General features: G+C 46.5%; 21 protein-coding genes and 2 other annotated features (1 of these 23 cut by a window edge). Of the genes, 13 read left to right on the top strand and 8 right to left on the bottom strand.

Annotated features, from left to right (window positions below; genetic code table 11):
• Nucleotides 1-91 (bottom strand) — a binding site (T-box leader); it reaches 154 nt to the left of the window's first position.
• 168 nt (nucleotides 92-259) lie between these two features.
• Nucleotides 260-772 carry a cysteine hydrolase family protein gene (locus BQ9856_RS11390; RefSeq protein ID WP_077611139.1) on the top strand — a complete coding sequence of 171 codons (513 nt, stop codon included), beginning with the start codon at nucleotides 260-262 and terminating at the stop codon, nucleotides 770-772.
• Between the two features lie 101 nt (nucleotides 773-873).
• Here BQ9856_RS11390 and aroA read toward each other — a convergent pair whose 3' ends face one another.
• Genes aroA through aroF form a run of 3 tightly spaced genes read right to left on the bottom strand, consistent with a single transcriptional unit; the run spans nucleotide 874 to nucleotide 4,275 of the window.
• Nucleotides 874-2,151 (bottom strand): 3-phosphoshikimate 1-carboxyvinyltransferase, encoded by a 1,278-nt coding sequence (aroA, locus tag BQ9856_RS11385; protein ID WP_077611138.1) that lies wholly within the window; start codon nucleotides 2,149-2,151, stop codon nucleotides 874-876.
• Between the two features lie 14 nt (nucleotides 2,152-2,165).
• A complete protein-coding gene (locus BQ9856_RS11380; protein ID WP_077611137.1) occupies nucleotides 2,166-3,263 on the bottom strand; it encodes a prephenate dehydrogenase in 1,098 nt (365 codons plus the stop codon).
• Nucleotides 3,256-4,275: a 3-deoxy-7-phosphoheptulonate synthase gene (gene aroF, locus BQ9856_RS11375; protein WP_077611136.1), complete on the bottom strand. Its 1,020-nt coding sequence runs from the start codon at nucleotides 4,273-4,275 to the stop codon at nucleotides 3,256-3,258. Before aroF ends, BQ9856_RS11380 begins: the two co-directional genes overlap by 8 nt.
• Nucleotides 4,276-4,707: 432 nt before the next feature.
• On the opposite strand from aroF, the gene BQ9856_RS25740 reads away from it, so the two are divergent.
• The 7 genes from BQ9856_RS25740 to BQ9856_RS11345 all read left to right on the top strand — a co-directional run bounded on the left by BQ9856_RS25740 (nucleotide 4,708) and on the right by BQ9856_RS11345 (nucleotide 13,669).
• Nucleotides 4,708-5,106, top strand: a complete 399-nt coding sequence (locus BQ9856_RS25740) for a hypothetical protein (protein ID WP_442855524.1) — start codon at nucleotides 4,708-4,710, stop codon at nucleotides 5,104-5,106.
• Entirely contained in the window at nucleotides 5,096-5,725 is a 630-nt protein-coding gene (locus BQ9856_RS25735; RefSeq protein ID WP_442855523.1) for a reverse transcriptase family protein, read from the top strand. The genes BQ9856_RS25740 and BQ9856_RS25735 overlap by 11 nt, the downstream gene beginning before the upstream one ends.
• Complete coding sequence (locus tag BQ9856_RS11365; RefSeq protein WP_077611135.1) at nucleotides 5,722-6,645, top strand: N-acetylglucosamine kinase; 924 nt, start codon at nucleotides 5,722-5,724, stop codon at nucleotides 6,643-6,645. Before BQ9856_RS25735 ends, BQ9856_RS11365 begins: the two co-directional genes overlap by 4 nt.
• 245 nt (nucleotides 6,646-6,890) lie before the next feature.
• Nucleotides 6,891-8,993, top strand: a complete 2,103-nt coding sequence (locus BQ9856_RS11360) for an elongation factor G (RefSeq protein WP_077611134.1) — start codon at nucleotides 6,891-6,893, stop codon at nucleotides 8,991-8,993.
• A 152-nt stretch (nucleotides 8,994-9,145) separates the two neighbouring features.
• The gene (locus BQ9856_RS11355; protein ID WP_077611133.1) at nucleotides 9,146-10,060 is read left to right on the top strand and encodes a CPBP family intramembrane glutamic endopeptidase; all 915 of its coding nucleotides are present in this window, start codon (nucleotides 9,146-9,148) and stop codon (nucleotides 10,058-10,060) included.
• A 46-nt stretch (nucleotides 10,061-10,106) separates the two neighbouring features.
• Nucleotides 10,107-10,356 (top strand) — a binding site (T-box leader).
• 126 nt (nucleotides 10,357-10,482) lie between these two features.
• Complete coding sequence (gene leuS, locus BQ9856_RS11350; RefSeq protein WP_077611132.1) at nucleotides 10,483-12,897, top strand: leucine--tRNA ligase; 2,415 nt, start codon at nucleotides 10,483-10,485, stop codon at nucleotides 12,895-12,897.
• 232 nt (nucleotides 12,898-13,129) lie between these two features.
• The gene (locus tag BQ9856_RS11345; RefSeq protein ID WP_077611131.1) at nucleotides 13,130-13,669 is read left to right on the top strand and encodes a flavin reductase family protein; all 540 of its coding nucleotides are present in this window, start codon (nucleotides 13,130-13,132) and stop codon (nucleotides 13,667-13,669) included.
• A gap of 81 nt (nucleotides 13,670-13,750) precedes the next feature.
• Here the strand turns inward: BQ9856_RS11345 and BQ9856_RS11340 are convergent, their stop codons facing one another.
• Nucleotides 13,751-14,038 carry a hypothetical protein gene (locus BQ9856_RS11340; protein WP_077611130.1) on the bottom strand — a complete coding sequence of 96 codons (288 nt, stop codon included), beginning with the start codon at nucleotides 14,036-14,038 and terminating at the stop codon, nucleotides 13,751-13,753.
• Between the two features lie 60 nt (nucleotides 14,039-14,098).
• Nucleotides 14,099-14,650 carry a hypothetical protein gene (locus BQ9856_RS11335; RefSeq protein WP_077611129.1) on the bottom strand — a complete coding sequence of 184 codons (552 nt, stop codon included), beginning with the start codon at nucleotides 14,648-14,650 and terminating at the stop codon, nucleotides 14,099-14,101.
• A 77-nt stretch (nucleotides 14,651-14,727) separates the two neighbouring features.
• Between BQ9856_RS11335 and BQ9856_RS24840 the strand changes: the two genes are divergently transcribed.
• The 4 genes from BQ9856_RS24840 (at nucleotide 14,728) to BQ9856_RS11320 (ending at nucleotide 17,664) form a co-directional block, all read left to right on the top strand.
• Nucleotides 14,728-14,877 (top strand): hypothetical protein, encoded by a 150-nt coding sequence (locus BQ9856_RS24840; RefSeq protein ID WP_200801291.1) that lies wholly within the window; start codon nucleotides 14,728-14,730, stop codon nucleotides 14,875-14,877.
• Nucleotides 14,878-14,923: 46 nt separating this feature from the next.
• The gene (locus tag BQ9856_RS25730) at nucleotides 14,924-15,187 is read left to right on the top strand and encodes a hypothetical protein (RefSeq protein ID WP_159441982.1); all 264 of its coding nucleotides are present in this window, start codon (nucleotides 14,924-14,926) and stop codon (nucleotides 15,185-15,187) included.
• 136 nt (nucleotides 15,188-15,323) lie between these two features.
• A complete protein-coding gene (locus BQ9856_RS11325; RefSeq protein ID WP_077611127.1) occupies nucleotides 15,324-16,502 on the top strand; it encodes an alanyl-tRNA editing protein in 1,179 nt (392 codons plus the stop codon).
• Nucleotides 16,486-17,664 (top strand): AI-2E family transporter, encoded by a 1,179-nt coding sequence (locus BQ9856_RS11320; protein WP_442855522.1) that lies wholly within the window; start codon nucleotides 16,486-16,488, stop codon nucleotides 17,662-17,664. Before BQ9856_RS11325 ends, BQ9856_RS11320 begins: the two co-directional genes overlap by 17 nt.
• Before the next feature lie 50 nt (nucleotides 17,665-17,714).
• On the opposite strand, the gene BQ9856_RS11315 is transcribed toward BQ9856_RS11320, so the two are convergent.
• Both BQ9856_RS11315 and BQ9856_RS11310 read right to left on the bottom strand, forming a co-directional pair.
• Nucleotides 17,715-17,951, bottom strand: coding sequence for a polya polymerase (locus BQ9856_RS11315; RefSeq protein WP_077611125.1), 237 nt, complete (start codon nucleotides 17,949-17,951; stop codon nucleotides 17,715-17,717).
• Nucleotides 17,952-18,065: 114 nt separating this feature from the next.
• Nucleotides 18,066-18,320 carry a hypothetical protein gene (locus tag BQ9856_RS11310; RefSeq protein WP_077611124.1) on the bottom strand — a complete coding sequence of 85 codons (255 nt, stop codon included), beginning with the start codon at nucleotides 18,318-18,320 and terminating at the stop codon, nucleotides 18,066-18,068.
• A 229-nt stretch (nucleotides 18,321-18,549) separates the two neighbouring features.
• On the opposite strand from BQ9856_RS11310, the gene hemB reads away from it, so the two are divergent.
• Nucleotides 18,550-19,533 carry a porphobilinogen synthase gene (gene hemB / locus BQ9856_RS11305; RefSeq protein WP_077611123.1) on the top strand — a complete coding sequence of 328 codons (984 nt, stop codon included), beginning with the start codon at nucleotides 18,550-18,552 and terminating at the stop codon, nucleotides 19,531-19,533.
• A 26-nt stretch (nucleotides 19,534-19,559) separates the two neighbouring features.
• Here hemB and BQ9856_RS11300 read toward each other — a convergent pair whose 3' ends face one another.
• Complete coding sequence (locus BQ9856_RS11300) at nucleotides 19,560-20,414, bottom strand: PHP domain-containing protein (protein WP_077611122.1); 855 nt, start codon at nucleotides 20,412-20,414, stop codon at nucleotides 19,560-19,562.
• Nucleotides 20,415-20,462 lie beyond the last annotated feature (48 nt).

Genomic DNA, 20,462 nt, shown 5'->3' with positions numbered 1-20,462 from the left:
TTCAGCTGTCAGCTCCATACCGCACTCGCACCAACGGCGGCTCTCTGAAATATTGCCAGGAAAGCTTACTCCTCTTTTTCAACGGTTTGATTTATTTAATCAATATCTTAATGCGTTAAAGTGAATTTGTCAATAATAAAATGAAAAACTTTTGAAAGGAAATTGTTGGTTACCGGATGTTTCAAAAATCGTCAAAATCTCTTTTTATTGTAGCCAAATTGTGATAAACTATGAGCATATCTGTATTGGAGGTTTGGCCATGAAAAAGTTATTGATTGTAGTAGATATGCAAAAGGATTTTATTAATGGGCCTCTGGGAACCAGGGAGGCAGTGGCGATCGTCCCTAATGTAAAAAAGAAAATAGAAGAATATCAGGCAGCAGGAGACGAGGTCATCTTTACGCTGGACACCCATGAGAAGAATTATCTGGATACCCAGGAAGGGAAAAAGCTTCCGGTGATTCACTGTATTCGGGGAACTGTTGGTTGGGAACTTGACGATTCTTTAAAGGAGTTTCAGGGAAGGCGGTTTGATATGAGTAACTTTGGAAGTTCCATGATCGGAGAATACGTGACGGAAAGAGAATATGAATCCGTTGAACTGGTTGGTTTGTGTACGGATATCTGTGTGATTACCAACGCCATGCTGATCAAGGCTTTTCTTCCGGAGACTCCGGTTCTGGTGGATTCCTCCTGCTGTGCCGGTTTTACACCGGAAAGCCATGAGAATGCGTTAAATGCCATGAAGATGTGTCAGATTGAGGTGGCCTGACAGACTTCACCATATATTCGTAAAGGCAAAAATGCCAGGATGAAAAAAACTTTCACCCGGCATTTTCTTTTTTATAAACGACAGCTTCAAGCTGTGCAATTTTATTTATACAGCTCTTCCAGATCCTTAAAAAAGCCAGGATAGGAGATATTCACGCATTCTGCACCTAAAATCTCGGTCTCTCCTTCGGCACACAGCCCGGTTACCGCAAAGGTCATGGCAATCCGGTGATCCAGTCTGCTGTCAATGACAGCTCCGTGAAGGGGATTTCCACCCCGGATGATCATGCCATCCTCTGTTGACCTGATATCGGCTCCCATGGCGGATAGATTGTGTACCATGACTTCAATGCGGTTGGATTCTTTTACCTTTAACTCCGCAGCATCTTTAATGATTGTTTCCCCTTCCGCAAGGCAGGCCATGGCGGCTATAACAGGAAGCTCGTCAATCAGAGTGGGAATGATGGCTCCTTCGATGACGGTGCCGTGAAGAGAACCGGATTTTACCAGGATATCAGCAGTAGGTTCTCCGGAATCCGTATTTTCCCCCAGAAGGGTGATATCGGCTCCCATATCCCGGCATACATGAAGGATGCCATCCCGGGTAGGGTTGATGCCGACGTTTTTTATTAATATTTCGGAACCCGGGATCATCAGGCCTGCCGCGATGAAGAAGGCAGCAGATGAGATATCTCCGGGAACCGTGATTTTATTTCCGTAGAGTTCTTCGGCAGGAGTGATGCAGGCAGTGGTCCCTTCTGTTTTTACATTTGCTCCAAAATATTTTAACATGATTTCGGAATGGTTTCTGGATACATAAGGTTCCGTCACTTTTGTTTCACCCTCTGCGTACAATCCGGCAAGGAGAATCCCGGACTTCACCTGGGCGGAGGCTACCTGGCTGGTATAATGGATGCCATGGAGCTTTTTGCCGGTTATGGCGAGGGGGGCACAGCCATTTTCATTGATGCTTTTCAAGTCGGCACCCATCATGGATAACGGTTCCATAATGCGCTTCATCGGACGTTTCCGAATGGATTCGTCTCCGGTCAGGGTTACGTCAAAATCCTGGGCGGCCAGGATTCCGGAAATCAGGCGGGTGGTTGTTCCGCTGTTGCCGCAGTCAAGGATTGTTTCCGGCTTTTTTAAGCCACGGAGTCCATTGCCGTGGACAACTACGGTGTTTCCATTGTTTTCAATCTGAATTCCCATTTTTTGAAAGCAGGAAATAGTGGAAAGACAGTCGGCCCCCTGGAGAAAATGGCTGATCTCCGTGGTTCCCTTTGCAATGGAACCGAACATCACGCTGCGGTGGGATATGGACTTGTCGCCTGGTATGGTTATTTCTCCCCTTAGTGGGGAGGCTTTTGTGAATTTCATAGGAATTCCTCTCTTTAATTCGAAATTAAGTCATAATGATACCGTTCCAGCTGTTTCCACGCATTGTCCATGGCTTCCCTGTCATAGAATGCGATTCTTAAAGTCCCTTCTCCGTGCTCCCGGTTGTGGTTGATGCCGATGTTCTTGATGCTGATCCCCTTTGCGGCCAGAATGACGGATAAAGTGGAGATAGCACCGACTTTGTCGGCCATGTCCACCGTAAAGGAATAATCCGGTGCAATAGGACCCGGCGTTTTTTCCGAAAAGGTGCTGCGGTAGTCTCTGGAAGTCTCAAAAAGCTGGTAGATATATTGGCTGTCTTTTGCCTTTAACCCGGCTTGGATCTGGCTTAGGGAAGCAATATAGCGGTCCAGGATCACGGAGAGGTTCTGGCTGTTTGTCATGCAGATCTGTTCCCACATTTCCGGTGAGGAGGAGGCAATTCTTGTGATGTCCTTAAAGCCTCCGGCAGCCAGCCGCTTCATGAGCCCCTGCTCATTATCGGAATCCTTTACCAGGTTCACAAGGCTGGAAGCCACGATATGGGGCAGATGGCTGATTGCCGCGGTCACAAAGTCATGCTCATGATAATCCAGGACAATGGGAATAGAGCCGATCATCCGGGAGATCCGGACCAGCCGGTTTACCTGGTCCTCCGTGGAATGCGCGGTAGGAGTAATGATATAATAGGCGTTTTCCAGCAAATGGTCGGTAGAGTTTCCGTATCCGGTCTTTTCGGAACCGGCCATCGGATGCCCTCCAACAAACCAGCTTTCCATGTCAAGGCGGATCACCTCTTCGTGAATATCCGTCTTGGTACTGCCTACGTCGGTAACGATGGCTCCAAGCTTTAAAAATGGCCGGATCCCGGATAAATATTTTGCATTGTATTCCACAGGAGTACACAGAAAAATGAGATCGCATTCCCGGAGTTCTTCCCCGATTCCTTCTAAGACCACATCCACGATCCCCTCTTCTTTTGCCTGTAAAAGCCTGGAACGGGTCCGCATATAGGCCATGATTTTTGTATCCGGTTCTTCACGCTTGATCCCTCTGGCTATGGAACCGCCAATGAGACCAAGCCCGATAAAGGCAATTATGGCATCACTCATGAAGGACCCTCCCCGCAAGTCTGGCGTAAGGCTTTAATTCTTCGATCAGGTTATCAAATTGCTCAAAGGTCAGGGACTGAGGACCGTCGGATAAGGCAGAAGAGGGGCAGGGGTGGACTTCAACGATCAGTCCGTCGGCGCCGACAGCTATGGCAGCCTTGGAAATGGGTTCAATATAAGCTCTTACTCCGGTGGCATGGCTTGGATCAATGATGATCGGCAGATGACTCTTGGCTCGGATCACCGGCACCGCACTGATGTCCAGGGTGTTTCTGGTAGCCGTTTCGTATGTACGGATGCCGCGTTCGCAGAGAACGATATTCGGATTGCCTTCGGAGGCGATGTATTCTGCTGCGTTCAGCCATTCATCGATGGTGGCGGAAAGGCCTCTCTTTAGCAGAACCGGAATGCCTGCCTTTCCGGCTTCCTTCAAAAGCTCGAAATTCTGCATATTCCGTGCGCCGATCTGGATCATGTCCACATATTTTACGGCTGTTTCAAGAGCGCGCAGACTTGTGATTTCACAGACAATGTTAAGGCCCGTGGCTTCTCTGGCCTCCTTCATGAATTTTAAGCCTTCTTCCTCCAGGCCCTGGAATGCATATGGGGAGGTTCTTGGCTTGTAAGCGCCGCCCCTCAGGAACCGGGCACCGGCTTTTTTAACGGCAAAAGCAGTTTCTATGACCATATCGTGGTTTTCAATGGCACACGGACCCGCCATTATGGTTAGATGCCCGGGACCGATTTTTGTATTTCCGATGGTTATGACCGTGTCCTCCGGATGGAATTTTTTGTTAACCAGTTTATAAGTCTCAGTAACGGCAACGATTTTATCAACGCCCTCCAACAGCTCCATGTTCACGACCTCCAGTTTTGTTTTGTCACCTACGACGCCGACAATGGTCACCTCTGTTCCTCTGGATAAATGAGCCTGAAGGCCGTTTGATTCGATCAGGTGTCTGACTTTTCCGACAGCTTCCTCGGAAGCGTCAGGTTTCATAATGATGATCATGTTTTCTTTCCCTCACTTTTTCAAAATATTTAATCCCCATTGTAATAGATTGTGTATGACTTGTCAACGCTTTTGCACGTTAAACTTTGACACTTTAACGTAAAATATCATTTAGAAGGGATCTAAGTCACTTTTTTGAAAAGCAAAACAGTGGAATATTTTAAAGCATTGTGATAGAATGATTAGCAGAACAGCAGAAGCAATAGTATTTTCCGGAAAGATTATAGCATCCGGCCGGGCAGCGAGTCGCTGCCGGGAGCATCATGGTATGGGAAAAGGCCGTAATCTGCTGCGAGGTACTTCCGCACATTGCATGTGCTTACGCCTGCAGCTTGTACATCTTCGCATCTTACGGCATCATGTTTGTATTGCTTCTGTTGTTTTTAAGCGGAAAAATAAAGAATTTTAAGATAAACTGGTATGGAGGATCCGATGTATCAGACAGATTTGTGGAAATACTGTACGCAAAAGCATTGCAGGGACATGCTGCTATCTTTCCGCCTTCTTGGGAATACCAGCTGGCCGGACGAAAAGGTAATGGCATGTCTTTATGCTGTCAGCAACCATACGGAGCGCCATTATCGTACTGTCCGTATTCCCAAGAGAGACGGAACAGAGCGCAGGCTTTTGGTGCCGGATAAAATATTAATGAGAATACAGAAGAATATCCTGCATCACATCCTGGACGGGTATGCAGTCTCCGGCTGCGCCACGGCCTACCATAAAGGCGCAGGGGTGGTACCGAATGCCTGGGCCCATACGGGAAAAAATGTGGTGGTGAAGCTGGATATAAAATTTTTTCGGGAGTATTTCATTTCCTATGGTTCTTAAAAGCGCATTTCCCGCCCGGTATTTTCCTCCGGCAGCAGGAACCATGCTGACTGCCTTATGCTGCTGCAGCGATTTTCTTCCTCAGGGTTCTCCTGCTTCGCCGGCGATTTCTAACCTGGTTATGAAGCATTTTGATGAATATATGAAGAAATGGTGCGGGGATAAGGGGATCTCTTATACCAGATACTGCGATGATATGACGTTTTCCGGTGATTTTAACCCGGGTCCGGTTATCCGGAAAGCCTCCGGTTTTTTGAACGCCATGGGGTTTGAACTGAATGAAGAGAAGACCAGGATCCTGTACCGCAACGGAAGGCAGGCGGTTACGGGAATCGTGGTCAATGAAAAACCGCAGGTCTCCATAGACTACAGGAGGAAACTGCGGCAGGAGGTTTATTACTGCCTGAAATACGGGGTAAAGTCCCATCTGGAGAGAAGCGGGGAAAATGCATTGATTCCGGAGAATCAGTATCTTCTTTCTCTTTTGGGAAGAATACGCTATGTCCTTTTGGTGAATACTGAGGACCGGTGGTTTCGGGAAGCGGAGGAGAAGCTCTTAGCTGTACTGGGGAGGAAAGCAGAGAAAATGAAACCTGTGAGGAGGACGGGAGTCTCATGAAAGGATATTATGCGGGATTGGATATCGGTGGAACCAACGGACGGCTTAAAGTCTGTGATATGGCTGGGACAGTACTTGGCGAATTTACTGCACCGGGCTGCAGCATCAATACGGATGGAGCTGAAAAGAGCAGGCTGCGTTACCGTGAGCTGGTGCTCCCGGCCCTTAAGAAACTGGAACTGGATCCGGACAGCTGCCTTGGAATCTGCGTAGCAGCCAGCGGAATCGATTCTCCGTCGGATGAGCATGATTGCAGGTCCAGCTTTGAAGAGATGGGATTTCCTCATGAAAGGCTTCTGGTATTAAATGACTGTGAAGTGTTTCTCCATTTAACGGAGACCCCATCCCTGGTAGTCATATCAGGAACCGGTTCCGTATGCTTTGGAAGGGATACAAAAGGAAATATATACCGGACCGGCGGCTGGAACCATATCTTAAGCGATGAGGGAAGTGCTTTTGACTTAGGGCTGAAAGTCTTAAGAGCGGCAGCGGATGAATTGTCCGGCCGAATCAAGTGTCCCATTCTCACGCCTCTTATTGTAAAAGCAACGGGGCTTGATACTTTGGAAAAGATGGACGATTTTGTCAATGCCAATCTCATGGAAAAATCTGAAATCGCCAGGTTATCCCTGTTTGCATATCAGGCGGCAGACTCAGGGGACCATGAGGCCATCCGCATTCACCGGGAATGTGGGGAAGCCCTGTGGGGACTCATACGGGACACCGCAGCCAAGATGGATCTAAAAAGTCCGCCGGGCGAATTTAATCTCTGGCTCTGGGGCAGCGTTCTGGTTAAAAATGATATCATCCGCAATATGGTGGAAGAGAGAGTCCGGGAAGCGATGCCGGGCATCGGGATCGGGATACCAATAATGAGTGCACTGGATACAGCCCTTAAGGCAGCTAGGTCACTCCAATAAAATGAAAGGTCACTGGCGCAGCTGTTATAGGCGAAACTTATTACTATTTTGAAGCCAGCGGAAAACTGAATGAAGACTTTTATGAAGCAGATTGAATAAGAATGAGGGCCAGGCCCTCTTTTCTTTTGCAGAAATGGGAAAATGCGCGAAAAATGTTTGTGCAAATTGCACCTTTTACTTGCAATTATATGACATTTTTAGTAAAATATCCTCATAGACTTAAATACCGAACAGGAGGAATGTTTATGAACGTGTATGGAACCAAACAAATCCGTAACGTCGCCTTACTTGGGCACGGGGGCGCCGGCAAAACTACCCTGGCAGAAGCTATGGCGTTAGTGACCGGAGCCATCAGCAGAATGGGAAAAATTACCGATGGCAATACCATCAGCGATTATGACAAAGAAGAGATCAAGAGACAGTTCTCCATCTCCACTTCCCTGATTCCTTTGGAGTACGAAGGAGAGGATGGACCGATCAAGATCAACTTGCTTGATACTCCCGGATATTTTGATTTTGTAGGTGAAGTCGAAGAGGCCATCAGCGTTGCGGATGCAGCGGTGATTGTTGTAAATTGCAAGGCAGGTATTGAAGTTGGCACATATAAGGCATGGGAGCTTTGCGAAAAGTACAAGCTGCCAAGGCTTTTCTTTGTGACAAATATGGATGATGACCACGCCAGTTACCGTGAATTATTGCTTAAGCTTGAAAAGGAGTTCGGAAGAAAAATAGCGCCGTTCCACCTCCCCATTCGTGAGAATGAAAAATTCGTGGGTTTTGTTAATGTTGTGAAGATGGCAGGCCGGCGTTTTACCGTTAACAGCGATTATGAAGAATGTGAGATTCCCGATTACAGTCAGAAGAATTTGGGAATTGCCCGCGAAGCTCTCATGGAGGCTGTGGCGGAAACCAGTGAGGAGTATATGGAGCGTTACTTCTCCGGTGAAGAGTTCACTCTGGACGAGATTTCTTCTGCTCTTCGGGAGTATGTAATAGAAGGCAATATTGTTCCGGTTATGCTGGGGTCCGGAATCAACGCCCAGGGTGCCAGGATGGTGCTTCAGGCCATAGATAAGTATTTTCCGTCTCCGGACCGTTATGAGTGCATTGGTGTGGACATTTCTACCGGGGAACGCTTTACAGCTAAGTACAACGATCATGTATCCCTTTCAGCCCGCATATTTAAGACCATTGTGGATCCGTTTATCGGAAAATATTCTCTGCTTAAGATCTGTACCGGTACCTTAAAGCCGGACTCCACCATTTATAATGTAAATAAAGATACAGAGGAAAAGATCGGCAAGCTTTACCTGCTGAGAGGAAAAGAAGCCGTTGAAGTTCCGGAATTAAGAGCCGGAGACATCGGCGCGGTATCCAAACTGAACGTGACCCAGACCGGTGATACCATAGCCTTGCGGTCCGCTCCGATCGTATATCATAAGCCGGAGATCTCCACTCCGTATACATACATGCGTTACAGGACCAAGACGAAAGGCGATGATGACAAGGTTTCTAATGCGCTTTCAAAGCTGACGGAAGAAGACTGGACTTTAAAGGCGGTCAATGATACGGAGAACCGTCAGTCCCTTCTGTACGCCATTGGCGACCAGCAGCTGGAAGTGGTCGTCAGCAAGCTGTTAAACCGCTATAAGGTTGAAATCGAACTGAGCAAACCCAAATTTGCTTTCCGGGAGACCATTCGGAAAAAAGTGGAAGTCCAGGGCAAGTATAAGAAACAGTCCGGCGGACACGGACAGTACGGCGATGTAAAAATGATTTTTGAACCCTCCGGCGATCTGGAAGCTCCTTATGTTTTTGAAGAATGTGTCTTTGGCGGAGCTGTTCCCAGAAATTATTTCCCGGCAGTTGAAAAGGGGATTGCAGAATGCGTTCTAAAAGGCCCTCTTGCTGCTTATCCGGTAGTGGGGTTAAAGGCAACGCTGACCGACGGCTCTTACCATCCGGTAGACTCCTCGGAACTGGCCTTTAAGATGGCAGCCACGATGGCCTTTAAAAAAGGATTTATGGAGGCGAATCCGGTTCTTCTCGAACCAATTGCTTCCCTTAAGGTTACGGTTCCGGATAAATTTACCGGAGATGTCATGGGAGATTTAAACCGCAGAAGGGGCCGTGTTCTGGGAATGAATTCCAATCACCATGGCAGGCAGGTCATCGAAGCGGATGTGCCCATGTCCGAATTGTTTGGCTACAATACGGATCTTCGTTCCATGACCGGAGGCATCGGGACCTATGAATACGAGTTCAGCCGTTATGAACTGGCTCCGGGAGATGTCCAGAAGCGGGAAGTAGAGGAGCGGGCTTCCAAGATCGACAAGATGGAAGGATAGATCAATGCACAAAGACCCTGCGGGTCTGGCATTTTACAGATGCCAGGCTCCGGGGCTTTTGTTTTTCCGTGGGAGAATGTTATCTGCTTAAGAATTGCACTTTTCCCCGAACTGTGCTAAACTGGTACCATCTTGCAGGAGGTACGGAAATAGTGGGAGACAGAAGATATGCATGGAAAGCATTTTCAAGAGTTGGAATCGGATATGGAGCATTTCTGCTTGTAACGTTTGTTCTGCAGCTTGAGATAGGAACCATTGCCGCAGCATTGTCACGGTTTGGAGTGGAGATAGTCTTTGGCGACGGGTATATACTTGGTTCCTCTTTCGCTACTTATGCTGTGGGAGGCGTTGTCACGTACTTCATAGTAAAGGATATGCAGGTTTTAGGCAGGCCGCAGGCAAAAAAGGCCGGAGTAAAGATGCTGGCAGCCGCATTTTTAATCTGCATGAGCGCCTTGTTTTTTGGTAACCTGATCGGGCAGGCACTGATGAGTATCGTGTGTGCTCTCCAGGGCAAGCCCATGGTGAATCCGGTGGAAGAGATCATGGAGGGCTTAAGCAGCTGGACCATTTTTGTTACCATGGTGGTAATGGCACCGGTCTGTGAGGAAATTCTGTACCGGAAGGTATTGATAGACCGGATCAGATTGTATGGAGATAAAGCGGCAATCGTCGTATCCGGCTTTGTCTTTGCGCTGAGCCATGGGAATTTCTATCAGTTCTTTTATGCTTTTGGAATCGGTCTGGTGTTTGCTTATATTTACATTCAAACAGGCAGGCTTCGGTATACCATAGCCTTTCATATGATGATTAATTTCCTGGGGTCCATTGCAGCGCTCCATGTGGAGGATGCTGCATGGCTTTCCGCTGTTTATTCGGTCTTCATGCTGACAGCGGTTCTTTCCGGGACCATTCTTTTTTTTATCAGCCGGAAAAAACTGGTGCTGGAATCCGGAATGGAAGAAACCTGGGGGAAAGGGACTTTTCCTATCCTGTTCTTAAACCCCGGCATGATTCTTTTTTTCCTGGCTTCCGCCGCGACCTTTGTTATTTCGGAGATTTCGTAAAATACGGTTGACACATTTCCCCAATTATGTTACATTTACAGTTAGCAAAAATACTGTGATTAGGAGTAGTAAGCTGTCTGAAGCATGCAGAGAGCCGGCGGTTGGTGAAAGCCGGTTGGGGATGGCGGCTGAACTGGCCTTTGAGTAGCGTACTGAAGGAAAGGAACGTTTCTGTGTAGGTATTGCCGGAACCCCGACCGTTACAACGGGCGGATATGAGTGCTCATATCCGGTTGAGAGCATACAGAACTGTATGAAATAGAGTGGTACCACGCGGTATATCCTGCGTCTCTATAGCCGTTTTAAGACGGCTGGAGGCGCATTTTTTATGCGGAGAAACCCGCAGAGCGTGTTTCTTCCGGTTTACCAGACGGTCCCGTGAAACAGGGAAAATCCCTTTTGCAAAAGGAGGAAATTTTATTATGGCGGCATCCTATAACCATAGTGCCATTGAAAAAAAATGGCGAGAAAGCTGGGCAAAGAATCCCATCAATGTCGACGACGGAAAAAAACCGAAATACTATTGCCTGGATATGTTCCCCTATCCATCAGGAAGCGGACTCCATGTAGGACACTGGAGGGGCTATGTAATCTCCGATGTATGGAGCAGGTATCAGATATTAAAAGGCCATTATGTGATTCATCCCATGGGCTGGGATGCTTTTGGTCTTCCGGCTGAGAATTATGCCATTAAGATGGGGGTTCATCCGGCAAAATCCACAGCAGAAAACGTATCCAACATCAAGCGTCAGATCAATGAGATCGCAGCTGTTTATGACTGGGATATGGAGGTCAATACAACAGATCCCGGATTTTATAAATGGACGCAGTGGATTTTTGTCCAGATGTTTAAAAAGGGACTGGCATACGAGAAGGAATTCCCGATTAACTGGTGTCCTTCCTGTAAGACAGGATTAGCCAACGAAGAAGTAGTGAACGGCTGCTGTGAGCGCTGCGGTACTGCAGTAACAAAGAAAAACTTAAGACAGTGGATGCTGAAAATCACTGCTTATGCAGACAGACTGTTAAATGATCTTGATAAGCTTGACTGGCCGGAAAAGGTTAAGAAAATGCAGACAGACTGGATCGGCAAATCTTATGGTGCTGAGGTCAATTTTAAAGTAGACGGAAGAGAAGAAGCCATTACTGTTTATACTACAAGACCTGATACCCTGCATGGTGCTACCTTTATGGTTCTTGCACCGGAGCACGGTCTCGCAGCTGCCCTTGCAACCCCGGAAAATAAAGAAGCGGTTGAAAAGTATATTTACGATTCTTCCATGAAATCCAACGTAGACCGTCTTCAGGATAAAGAAAAGACCGGCGTATTTACAGGAAGCTATGCGGTAAATCCTTTAAACGGAGCCAAAGTGCCGATCTGGCTTTCCGATTATGTTCTGGCCGATTATGGTACCGGAGCCATTATGTGCGTACCGGCCCATGATGACAGAGACTTTGAATTTGCAACGAAATTTAACATTCCGATCATCCAGGTGATCGCAAAGGACGGCAAGGAAATTGAGAACCTGACAGAAGCTTATACTGACGCAAACGGTATCATGATTAATTCCGGCGAGTGGAATGGTATGGAATCCTCTGTTCTTAAAAAAGAAGCACCAGCCATGATTGAAAAAAGAGGACTGGGTAAAAAGACTGAAAACTTTAAGCTTCGTGACTGGGTGTTCTCCAGACAGCGTTACTGGGGCGAGCCCATTCCGATCATTCATTGCCCTCACTGCGGCAATGTTCCTGTACCGGAAGATCAGCTTCCGCTGACATTGCCGGAAGTGGAAAGCTATCAGCCTACCGGAACAGGAGAATCACCGCTTGCTGACATTGACGAATGGGTTAATACCACCTGTCCGCAGTGTGGCGCTCCTGCAAAAAGAGAGACCAATACCATGCCTCAGTGGGCCGGTTCTTCCTGGTATTTCCTCCGCTATGTAGACAGCCATAATGATAAGGAGCTGGTATCCAGAGAAAAAGCGGATAAATATCTCCCTGTTGATATGTATATCGGCGGCGTGGAGCATGCAGTGCTTCACCTTCTGTATTCCCGTTTCTATACAAAATTTTTAAATGACATCGGAGTTGTGGATTTTGATGAGCCATTCGTCAAGCTGTTCAATCAGGGTATGATCACCGGAAAGAATGGAATCAAGATGAGCAAATCCAAGGGAAATGTGGTTTCTCCCGATGATCTTGTCCGCGACTATGGCTGTGATTCTCTCCGCATGTATGAGCTTTTTGTGGGACCGCCGGAGCTTGATGCAGAATGGGATGACAGAGGAATCGAAGGTGTCAGCCGTTTCTTAAACCGTTTCTGGAACCTGGTATCAGAAAGCAGCGGCAAGGATATAGAAGCGACCAAAGAAATGATCCGCCTGCGCCATAAACTGATCTTTGATATTGAACAGCGTTTCAATCAGTTTAACTTAAATACGGTAATTTCCGGATTCATGGAATATAACAATAAGCTGATCGATCTGGCGAAAAAGACAGGGGGCATTGACAGGGAGACTTTGAAGACCTTTGTAATTCTGGTTGCTCCGTTTGCTCCTCATATCGGTGAGGAATTATGGCAGCAGCTTGGCGGCAGCGATTCCGTTTTCCATGCACAGTGGCCGGAGTGCGACGAGGAAGCCATGAAGGAAGATGAAATCGAAATTGCCGTTCAGGTAAATGGAAAGACCAGAGCAGTGGTGAAGCTTCCTGCAGATGTATCAAAGGATGAAGCCATCGGGGCAGGCAAGGCCCTGATTCCGGATAAGATAACCGGAACCATTGTAAAGGAAATTTATGTTCCGGGAAGAATCATAAATATCGTGTGCAATTAAAACGGCAGGTTACGCATTTGATGTGAAATTATTTGAGCATTCGGATAAGGACATTATGGCTATGGAATTATGGCTTATAGTGTCCTTATTTCGTGTTTAAATGATCTGATGTATTCCATATGCCTGCTCATACTATCCTTTATGATAGTAGCTTACATAAAAGTGCATACTTGTAATTAAGTGCATGCTGGTACTAATATATTATAAAATAATAAAATGAAGGAGAAGAAACATGAAAAGAAAAATTGAACTATTTGATCATACCAATGAGATCATGAAAGCTTTGCAAACAGGTGTATTATTAACAACAAAGGCAGACGGCAGAGTGAATTCTATGACCATTTCCTGGGGAAATCTGGGAATCATATGGGGAAAACCAGTTTTTACAGTCTATGTTAGAGAAAATCGTTTTACGAAACAACAATTGGAAAAAAATCCCGAATTTACTATAAATATACCGCATGGAACATTTGATAAAAAAATACTTGGTTTTTGCGGAACGAAATCCGGTTATGAGGTTGATAAAACCAAGGAGCTTAACCTGACACTTGAAACCCCTGAAGCGATCACAGTTCCTGCTGTTAAAGAACTTCCTCTGACTCTCGAATGCAGAATTGTGTATAAGCAAAAGCAAGATCAGAATGAAATAACAGAAGAGAATAAAAGTATGTTTTATCCGCAGGATGTCGACAGTACATTTCATGGGGCAAACAAGGATTTTCATACGGCCTATTGTGGAGAAATTGTCAGCGCGTACATGATTGAAGACTAGTTTTTTGCTGTATCTGTTCTGATAATAAAGAAAGGACATTATGGCGGTTCTTCCTGTGAATCACTCATAATGTCCTCTTTCTTATTTATGATTCCGGTTGGCGAGATTCTTGGAAAGAAGACGTAAGGTATCCATACGTTTCCGTTCGGCTGGGCTCATATTGGCACTCATAATGGAAATAAGAAGATCTGTCTCATCGTCATTAAAATGGATGCCTTTCTGGCTGGCTTCTGCATTTATGCTTAGCAGTGTGGGGAGAAGCTGGTCCTTTGGGGTCGACTCCACCCGTTTGGCGAACTCGTTCAGAAGGGAAAGCTTCTGTGGATTCATTTTTTTTAGTCTGGGGTCTTGTTTCCAGTTAGCATTCATAGGTTATTATTCATCCTTTCTTTGTGCATGTATAAAGAGAATCAGACTGGTAACCGTTCTTTAATTCATCTGCTGCATGGCGGACATCATAAGCTGCATGGTCTCTAACCTTGACTGCTGTTCCGGGGGCATAAAATTCTTTATCTGATCCAGGGATATCCGCCCAAAGGGATTGTTTTGCCGGTGAGGATTCTGAGGTCTGTTTTGTCCCTCGGGCTTAGCCTGAGTCTGAGTCTGAGCCTGGACCGGGACTGTGGAACTTGGGACTGATTCGGAATAAGAGCCGGCCAGCTTAAAGCCCTGAAAGAAATTGATGATAAGATCTATGAAATCCTGCTCCGACGGATTTGCATAGGGCTTGATGGTGTTTAGCATTTCAATGGGTGATTCAGGCTTTTCTCTCTCACCTGCTGAGCAGATTCCCATGGCAGCTACTTCGCCTTCTTCAAACAGGTTAATGGTACGGCGCAGTTCGTTGAATTTGACGAAGAAGGAGATAAAACGCTGCTGGGAGACACTCATATAGGGCAGGGCGGCCTTCATCATCTGAAGGTGATTATCGCCGACAAGGGAGTCCAGATCATTTGCGTGAAGATTTTGTTCATTATTCATGGCATGAGGTTCCTTACTTTTCTTGTTGACAATATATGCGGCTGCATATATTAGTATTACAGGAGAGTGATTTAAATATGAGAAGTCGATTAATTATAGATGGAAATTCAGTATACGAAATTGATGACGACTGCATGAGCAGAAAACAGAATAAAAATTCAGGAAAAGGCGGAAACGCACAAAGTTCCTTTACAAGGCCTGGGCAGGATAAGAGCCAGAGCCGTTAATGAATGAAAACAGGGCCCGATCCTATCAAAGGATCGGACCCTGTTTATGTTTGGTTTAGCAGCAGAAGTTATTTCTGTCGCATCCGCCGAATCCATTGCAGCAGAACAGAAGAATGATGATTATAAGAAAACATCCATCATTTCCGCATCCATTGCCACATCCACTGCCGCATCCGCCGAATCCGTTGTTACCGCAGCAGCACAGAATCAGGATCAAAAAGATTATGTTGAATCCACATCCGTTGTTGCAATCGCATCCGCCTCCACAGTTAGTTGCTGCCAGATCACTCATATTAGTTCCTCCAATTAATTTGTTTACAATGTAAGTGTATGAATATTAGCTTGCCACTGTTTCCACATTTTTTAAAAAATTTTTGAATTCTAATGATTGAACTTATCCAATAGTTGTGTATAATTAGTAACAACAGAGTAATGAGGAGCAGATCATGGAAAAATTATATTATCACAGGCCTTATGTAAAAATATTTGAAGCAACGGTAACGGATTGCAGACAGGGAAAGAACGGAATCTTTGAGGTGCTTTTGGACCGGACGGCTTTTTATCCGGAAGGCGGCGGCCAGCCGGCAGATATGGGAAAACTGGGGGAAGCGGCAGTACTTGATGTCAGGGAAAAACCGGAAGGTATCATACACATGACGGACAGGCCCCTTATCGCGGGCAGTACGGTTACCGGAGCCATAGACTGGGAGAGAAGGTTCTGTCATATGCAGAATCATTCGGGAGAGCACTTATTATCGGGAATCGTACATAAGCATTATGGCCTGGATAATGTAGGATTTCACATGGGAAAGGATGAGGTGACCGTTGATTTTAACGGAAGCTTAACCCAGGAGCAGATCGAAGCAGCGGAAACGGAAGTGAATGAGCTGATCTGGCAGAATGTTCCGGTTCTGGAATCATATCCATCAAAGGAGGAACTTTCCTCCATGAATTACCGGAGCAAGAAAGAACTGACCGGCCAGGTCCGCATCATTGAGATTCCGGGCGGTGATGTATGCGCCTGCTGCGGGACCCATGTGATGACGGCGGGAGAGATCGGTATTTTGAAGGTGACGGGAATGATACATCATAAGAGCGGAGTGAGGGTATCCATGCTGTGCGGAAGGATGGCACTTTTCGATTACCGGAGGAAACAGAAGTCTGTGTCCGGTATCTCGGCCCTGCTATCGGCAAAAGCGGATCATGTACTGGAGGCGGTAGATAAGCTGAAGGAGGAAGGGCTGAAAAAGGATGAAAGAGTCAGCCGTCTTTCAAAAGAACTCCTTGAAAGAAAGGCAGAGGATTATCCGGAGTCCGGTTCCCCTCTCCTGGTATTTGAAAATGGTCTGGATCCGGCACAGCTAAGACAGTTTTGCACCATGCTGTATGAAGAGAAGAAGGGAAGCATTGTACTGGTATGCTCCGGGGCGGACAACCGTTTTCAGTATGCCGTGGGAAGCAGCTTTAAAGATATGCGGGCTTTCAGTAAGGCATTGAATGGAAGATTAAACGGCCGGGGAGGCGGAAGTACTCTGATGGCACAGGGAACCTTCCAGGCTTTTTCTGAAGAGATCAGAAAAGCTTTTGCGGAAGAATCAAAAGGAGAGAATGATGGAATTGAATGACAATACAATGAAAAAAATCTGCTGGCTGATTGTATTTGCCGTAGCTGCAGTGGTTGCCGGCTTGAATTACCGAAGCTTATTTGCGTTAGGAGTGAAGCTGATCGGATTTGTTTCGCCATTTCTTCTGGGCGGTGTGATGGCTTTTATTCTCAATGTCCCAATGCGCAGGATAGAAAAATTACTGCCGTTAAAGGAAGAAAGCAAAATGCGCAGACCGTTAGGCCTTTGCCTGACGCTGGTTCTTGTGGTAGGGATTTTACTTATCGTTATCTTTGTAGTAATGCCCCAGCTGTTTGAAACCATCTTAAGCTTACAAAACAGCATACCGGCATTTCTTATAAATGTGAAAGAGGCGGCAGAGAAGCTCTTTGCCCAAAACCCGGAGATAGCTGACTATATAAACGGGATCCAGATTGACTGGAAATCTTTTCTGGAAGGGATAGTCGGATTTTTATCCACTGGGGCGGGAACAGTCCTGTCCTCTACGGTATCTGCGGCCATGTCAATTATAAATGGTGTAACCACCTTTGTAATCGGGCTGGTATTCGCCATTTATATTCTCCTTCAGAAAGAGACCCTGTCACGCCAGTTTCGGAAGCTGATGGGCGCTTTTCTTCCGGAAAGAGTGATGATACGGACGCTTGATATTCTGGAGCTTGTTTCCGATACCTTTTCCAATTTCCTTGCAGGACAGTGTCTTGAGGCAGTGATTCTTGGGAGCATGTTCTTTTTGACTTTGTCGGTTTTTCGCCTTCCATATGCACTTCTCATCGGTGTCTTAATTGCGTTTACAGCTCTGATTCCCATGTTCGGAGCGTTTATCGGGTGTGCAATAGGCGCATTTCTGATGCTGATGGTGAAACCTTTGGATGCGCTGATTTTTTTAATCCTGTTTTTTGTCCTCCAGCAGATCGAAGGGAATTTTATCTATCCCCATGTGGTAGGAAATTCGGTGGGGCTTCCTTCCGTCTGGGTCCTGGTAGCAGTGACCATCGGAGGCAGCGCCATGGGTGTTGTGGGAATGCTGATCTTTATCCCTCTTTGTTCCGTTTTGTACACGGTTCTCCGTGAAATTGTAAACGAGAGACTGGATAGAAAGAAGAGGCAGAAAAAGCAGAAGGTTATCAGACAATCGAGTTCGGAGAATTTTCCTGTAAAATAAAAAACAGGGTATCCTTAAAACGCTTTCCGGTTTGGGATACCCTGTATCTGTTATTCACCCTGATACATATACTTGATGAGCCGCTCCACATCTTCCGGGTCGTGGGCAACCAGTTCCAGTTCATTGATGATGCCGTTGGAAAAAATGGTAGCCATGGAAAGGTACTGGCTTAATTTGGACTTTAAGTTGATGCGGTCGCCTTCTGTGGAAACCAGCTCAACCGTCCCTTTGCACTGCTCGATTACTTTAAAAGACTTTTCTACATCTGTGATATTTTGAACTTTCATAGGAAGTCCTCCTTCTGGAAAATCAGTAAAATAACTGTCATTTTTTACATCTTTATTATAGCAATGTTTTTACTTTGGCACAATATAAAAAAGCCAGAAAATGGAAGTATTACCTCAGTCGAAATCTGCGTGGTAAACCTGGTCCGGAGTGCGGATATCGATGGCGCTTAGATTGAACTGGTCTTCAAAAATCTGAATCTTGTATTCAAAAAAGGTATCCTCCGTTTTTTTTGACATGAATACATATGCCCCCGGTTCCTTGTCCTCGATTTCGTCGCAGATTTCATCGTAAATCTCTTCCCCGTTTACCGGGCCTGCATAACCGGCATTCCGGATGGCTTCTTCGATGGCCTGATAGAATTTTTCCATATAGCGATCCCTCATTTCTGATTCATATGATACGGATACTATTATAAGCAATCTTTTCCAATGCTGCAAGAATTACTTGAATCTTCTTAGAGAGGGTGTATAATAGGACAGGAGTCAGATACCCCGCAGTAAGCTGCGGGGTATCTGACTCCGCGGGCAGCCGCCAAGGTCAGGCGGGCTTGACCCTGGCTCGTTGCTTTTTCGCGAGAATAAAAGGGAGGTACTTAATATGGATCTTTTATACAGGCCGAGAAGACTGAGAACATCAGATTCCTTAAGAAAAATGGTGCGGGAGACCAGAGTCTCTAAGGAATCCCTGATATATCCGCTGTTTGCGGTGGATGGGGAAGGGATCGTGGAAGAAATCCCTTCCATGGAAGGACAGTACCGCTACAGTGTGGATCAGCTTTCTGTTATTATGGACCAGCTTGTTAACTCCGGTGTTGAAAAGGTACTTTTGTTTGGAATTCCGGCTCATAAAGATGTCTGCGGCAGTCAGGCTTATGACGAAAACGGAATTGTTCAGCGGACGGTCCGTTTTATCCGGGAGCATTATCCTTCGGTATATGTCGTTACGGATGTCTGCATGTGTGAATATACTTCTCACGGTCATTGCGGGATCCTGGACGGAGAATATGTGGATAATGATAAGACTCTGGAATATTTGAACCGGATTGCCGTATCCCATGCAAAAGCCGGTGCCCATATGGTGGCTCCTTCCGATATGATGGACGGACGGATCGGTTCCATGAGAAAGGCCCTTGATGCTGCCGGGTTTGCGGATATTCCGATTATGGCATATTCCGCAAAGTATGCATCTGCTTTCTACGGACCTTTCCGGGATGCTGCCGGGTCCGCCCCGGCCTTTGGGGACCGCAAGAGCTATCAGATGGATTACCATAACAGAAAAGAGGCCTTAAAGGAAGTGGAACTGGATGTGGCGGAGGGGGCTGATATCGTGATGGTAAAGCCGGCTCTTTCCTACCTGGATATCATCAGAGAGGTGGCGGACCGCCATGACCTTCCTGTAGCCGCGTACAGTGTGAGCGGGGAATATGCAATGATCAAGGCAGCTTCCAGGGCCGGTTTTATTGAGGAAGAAAAGGTGGTATGCGAATCTGCAGTAAGCATTTACCGCGCCGGAGCGGATATCCTCATTACTTATTACGCAATGGAACTTGCCCGTTTTATGGACGAAGGAAAAATCGGCTGATTTTCATATCAGGCGGCAGGATCGGGTCAGAGCCCCTTCTCCTGCCGTATCCTTTTGATATCATCGAGAAGCAGAGCGGATATCCGGAGCCCTCCGCGACCGCTGCCTATGTCGATGTCAGGCTTGTTGCTTCCATGAAAATCGGACCCGCCTGTGGGGAACAGGCCATACTGTCCGGCAAGTTTTTTTAGTTTGCCGCTTTCATGCTGGTTGTTGGAGGAGTGATAGACCTCCAGACCGTGAAGCCCTAAGTCTGTCAAATACCGGACCAGCTCTTCGGTCTTTTTATCTCCCAGATGGTACTGGTATGGGTGGGCCAGAACCGGAGAGGCTTTGCAGTCCGTAAGGATTTTCATGGCATGCTCCGGAGTGATCTTTTCCTTGCGGGGGCAGTAGGGCCCGCCGTAATCCAGGTATTTTTTAAAGGCCTGTTCCATGCTCTTTACATAACCTTTTTCAAAAAGAATCCGGGCAAAATGGGCTCTGGTAATGACTGTATCAGGATTACCGGCCATTACCTCATCCAAGGTAATGGAGATACCGGCTTCCTGGAAGCGCCGTATCATTTCCCCGTTCCGTTTGTCCCGAATCTCCTTAAGGGCATCCGTTTCGGCACGGAATTTCCGGTCCATAGGATCGACATAAAGTCCCAGGATATGAATTTCTTCTCCATGGTACACACAGGAAAGCTCAATTCCCGGAATGATTTCGATTGGAAGTCCAGCAGCAGCCGTCTGTGCTTCCAAAAGACCGGCAATGGTATCATGGTCGGTCAGAGCAATGGCCGAAAGGCCCTTTTTCACGGCCAGAGCCACCACTTCGGAAGGAGTATCTGTTCCATCCGAAGCATTTGAATGAACATGTAAATCAATTAATTTCATAAAAAACCTCCAAAATGAAATAGTTTGGTAATACTATAGTAACATGTT

The organism is Clostridium sp. Marseille-P2415, assembly GCF_900155545.1.
Classification (GTDB): Bacteria; Bacillota; Clostridia; order Lachnospirales; family Lachnospiraceae; genus Lacrimispora.
Note: the sequence above shows the minus strand (reverse complement) of the source record. Positions and strands in the feature narration are given on the sequence as shown.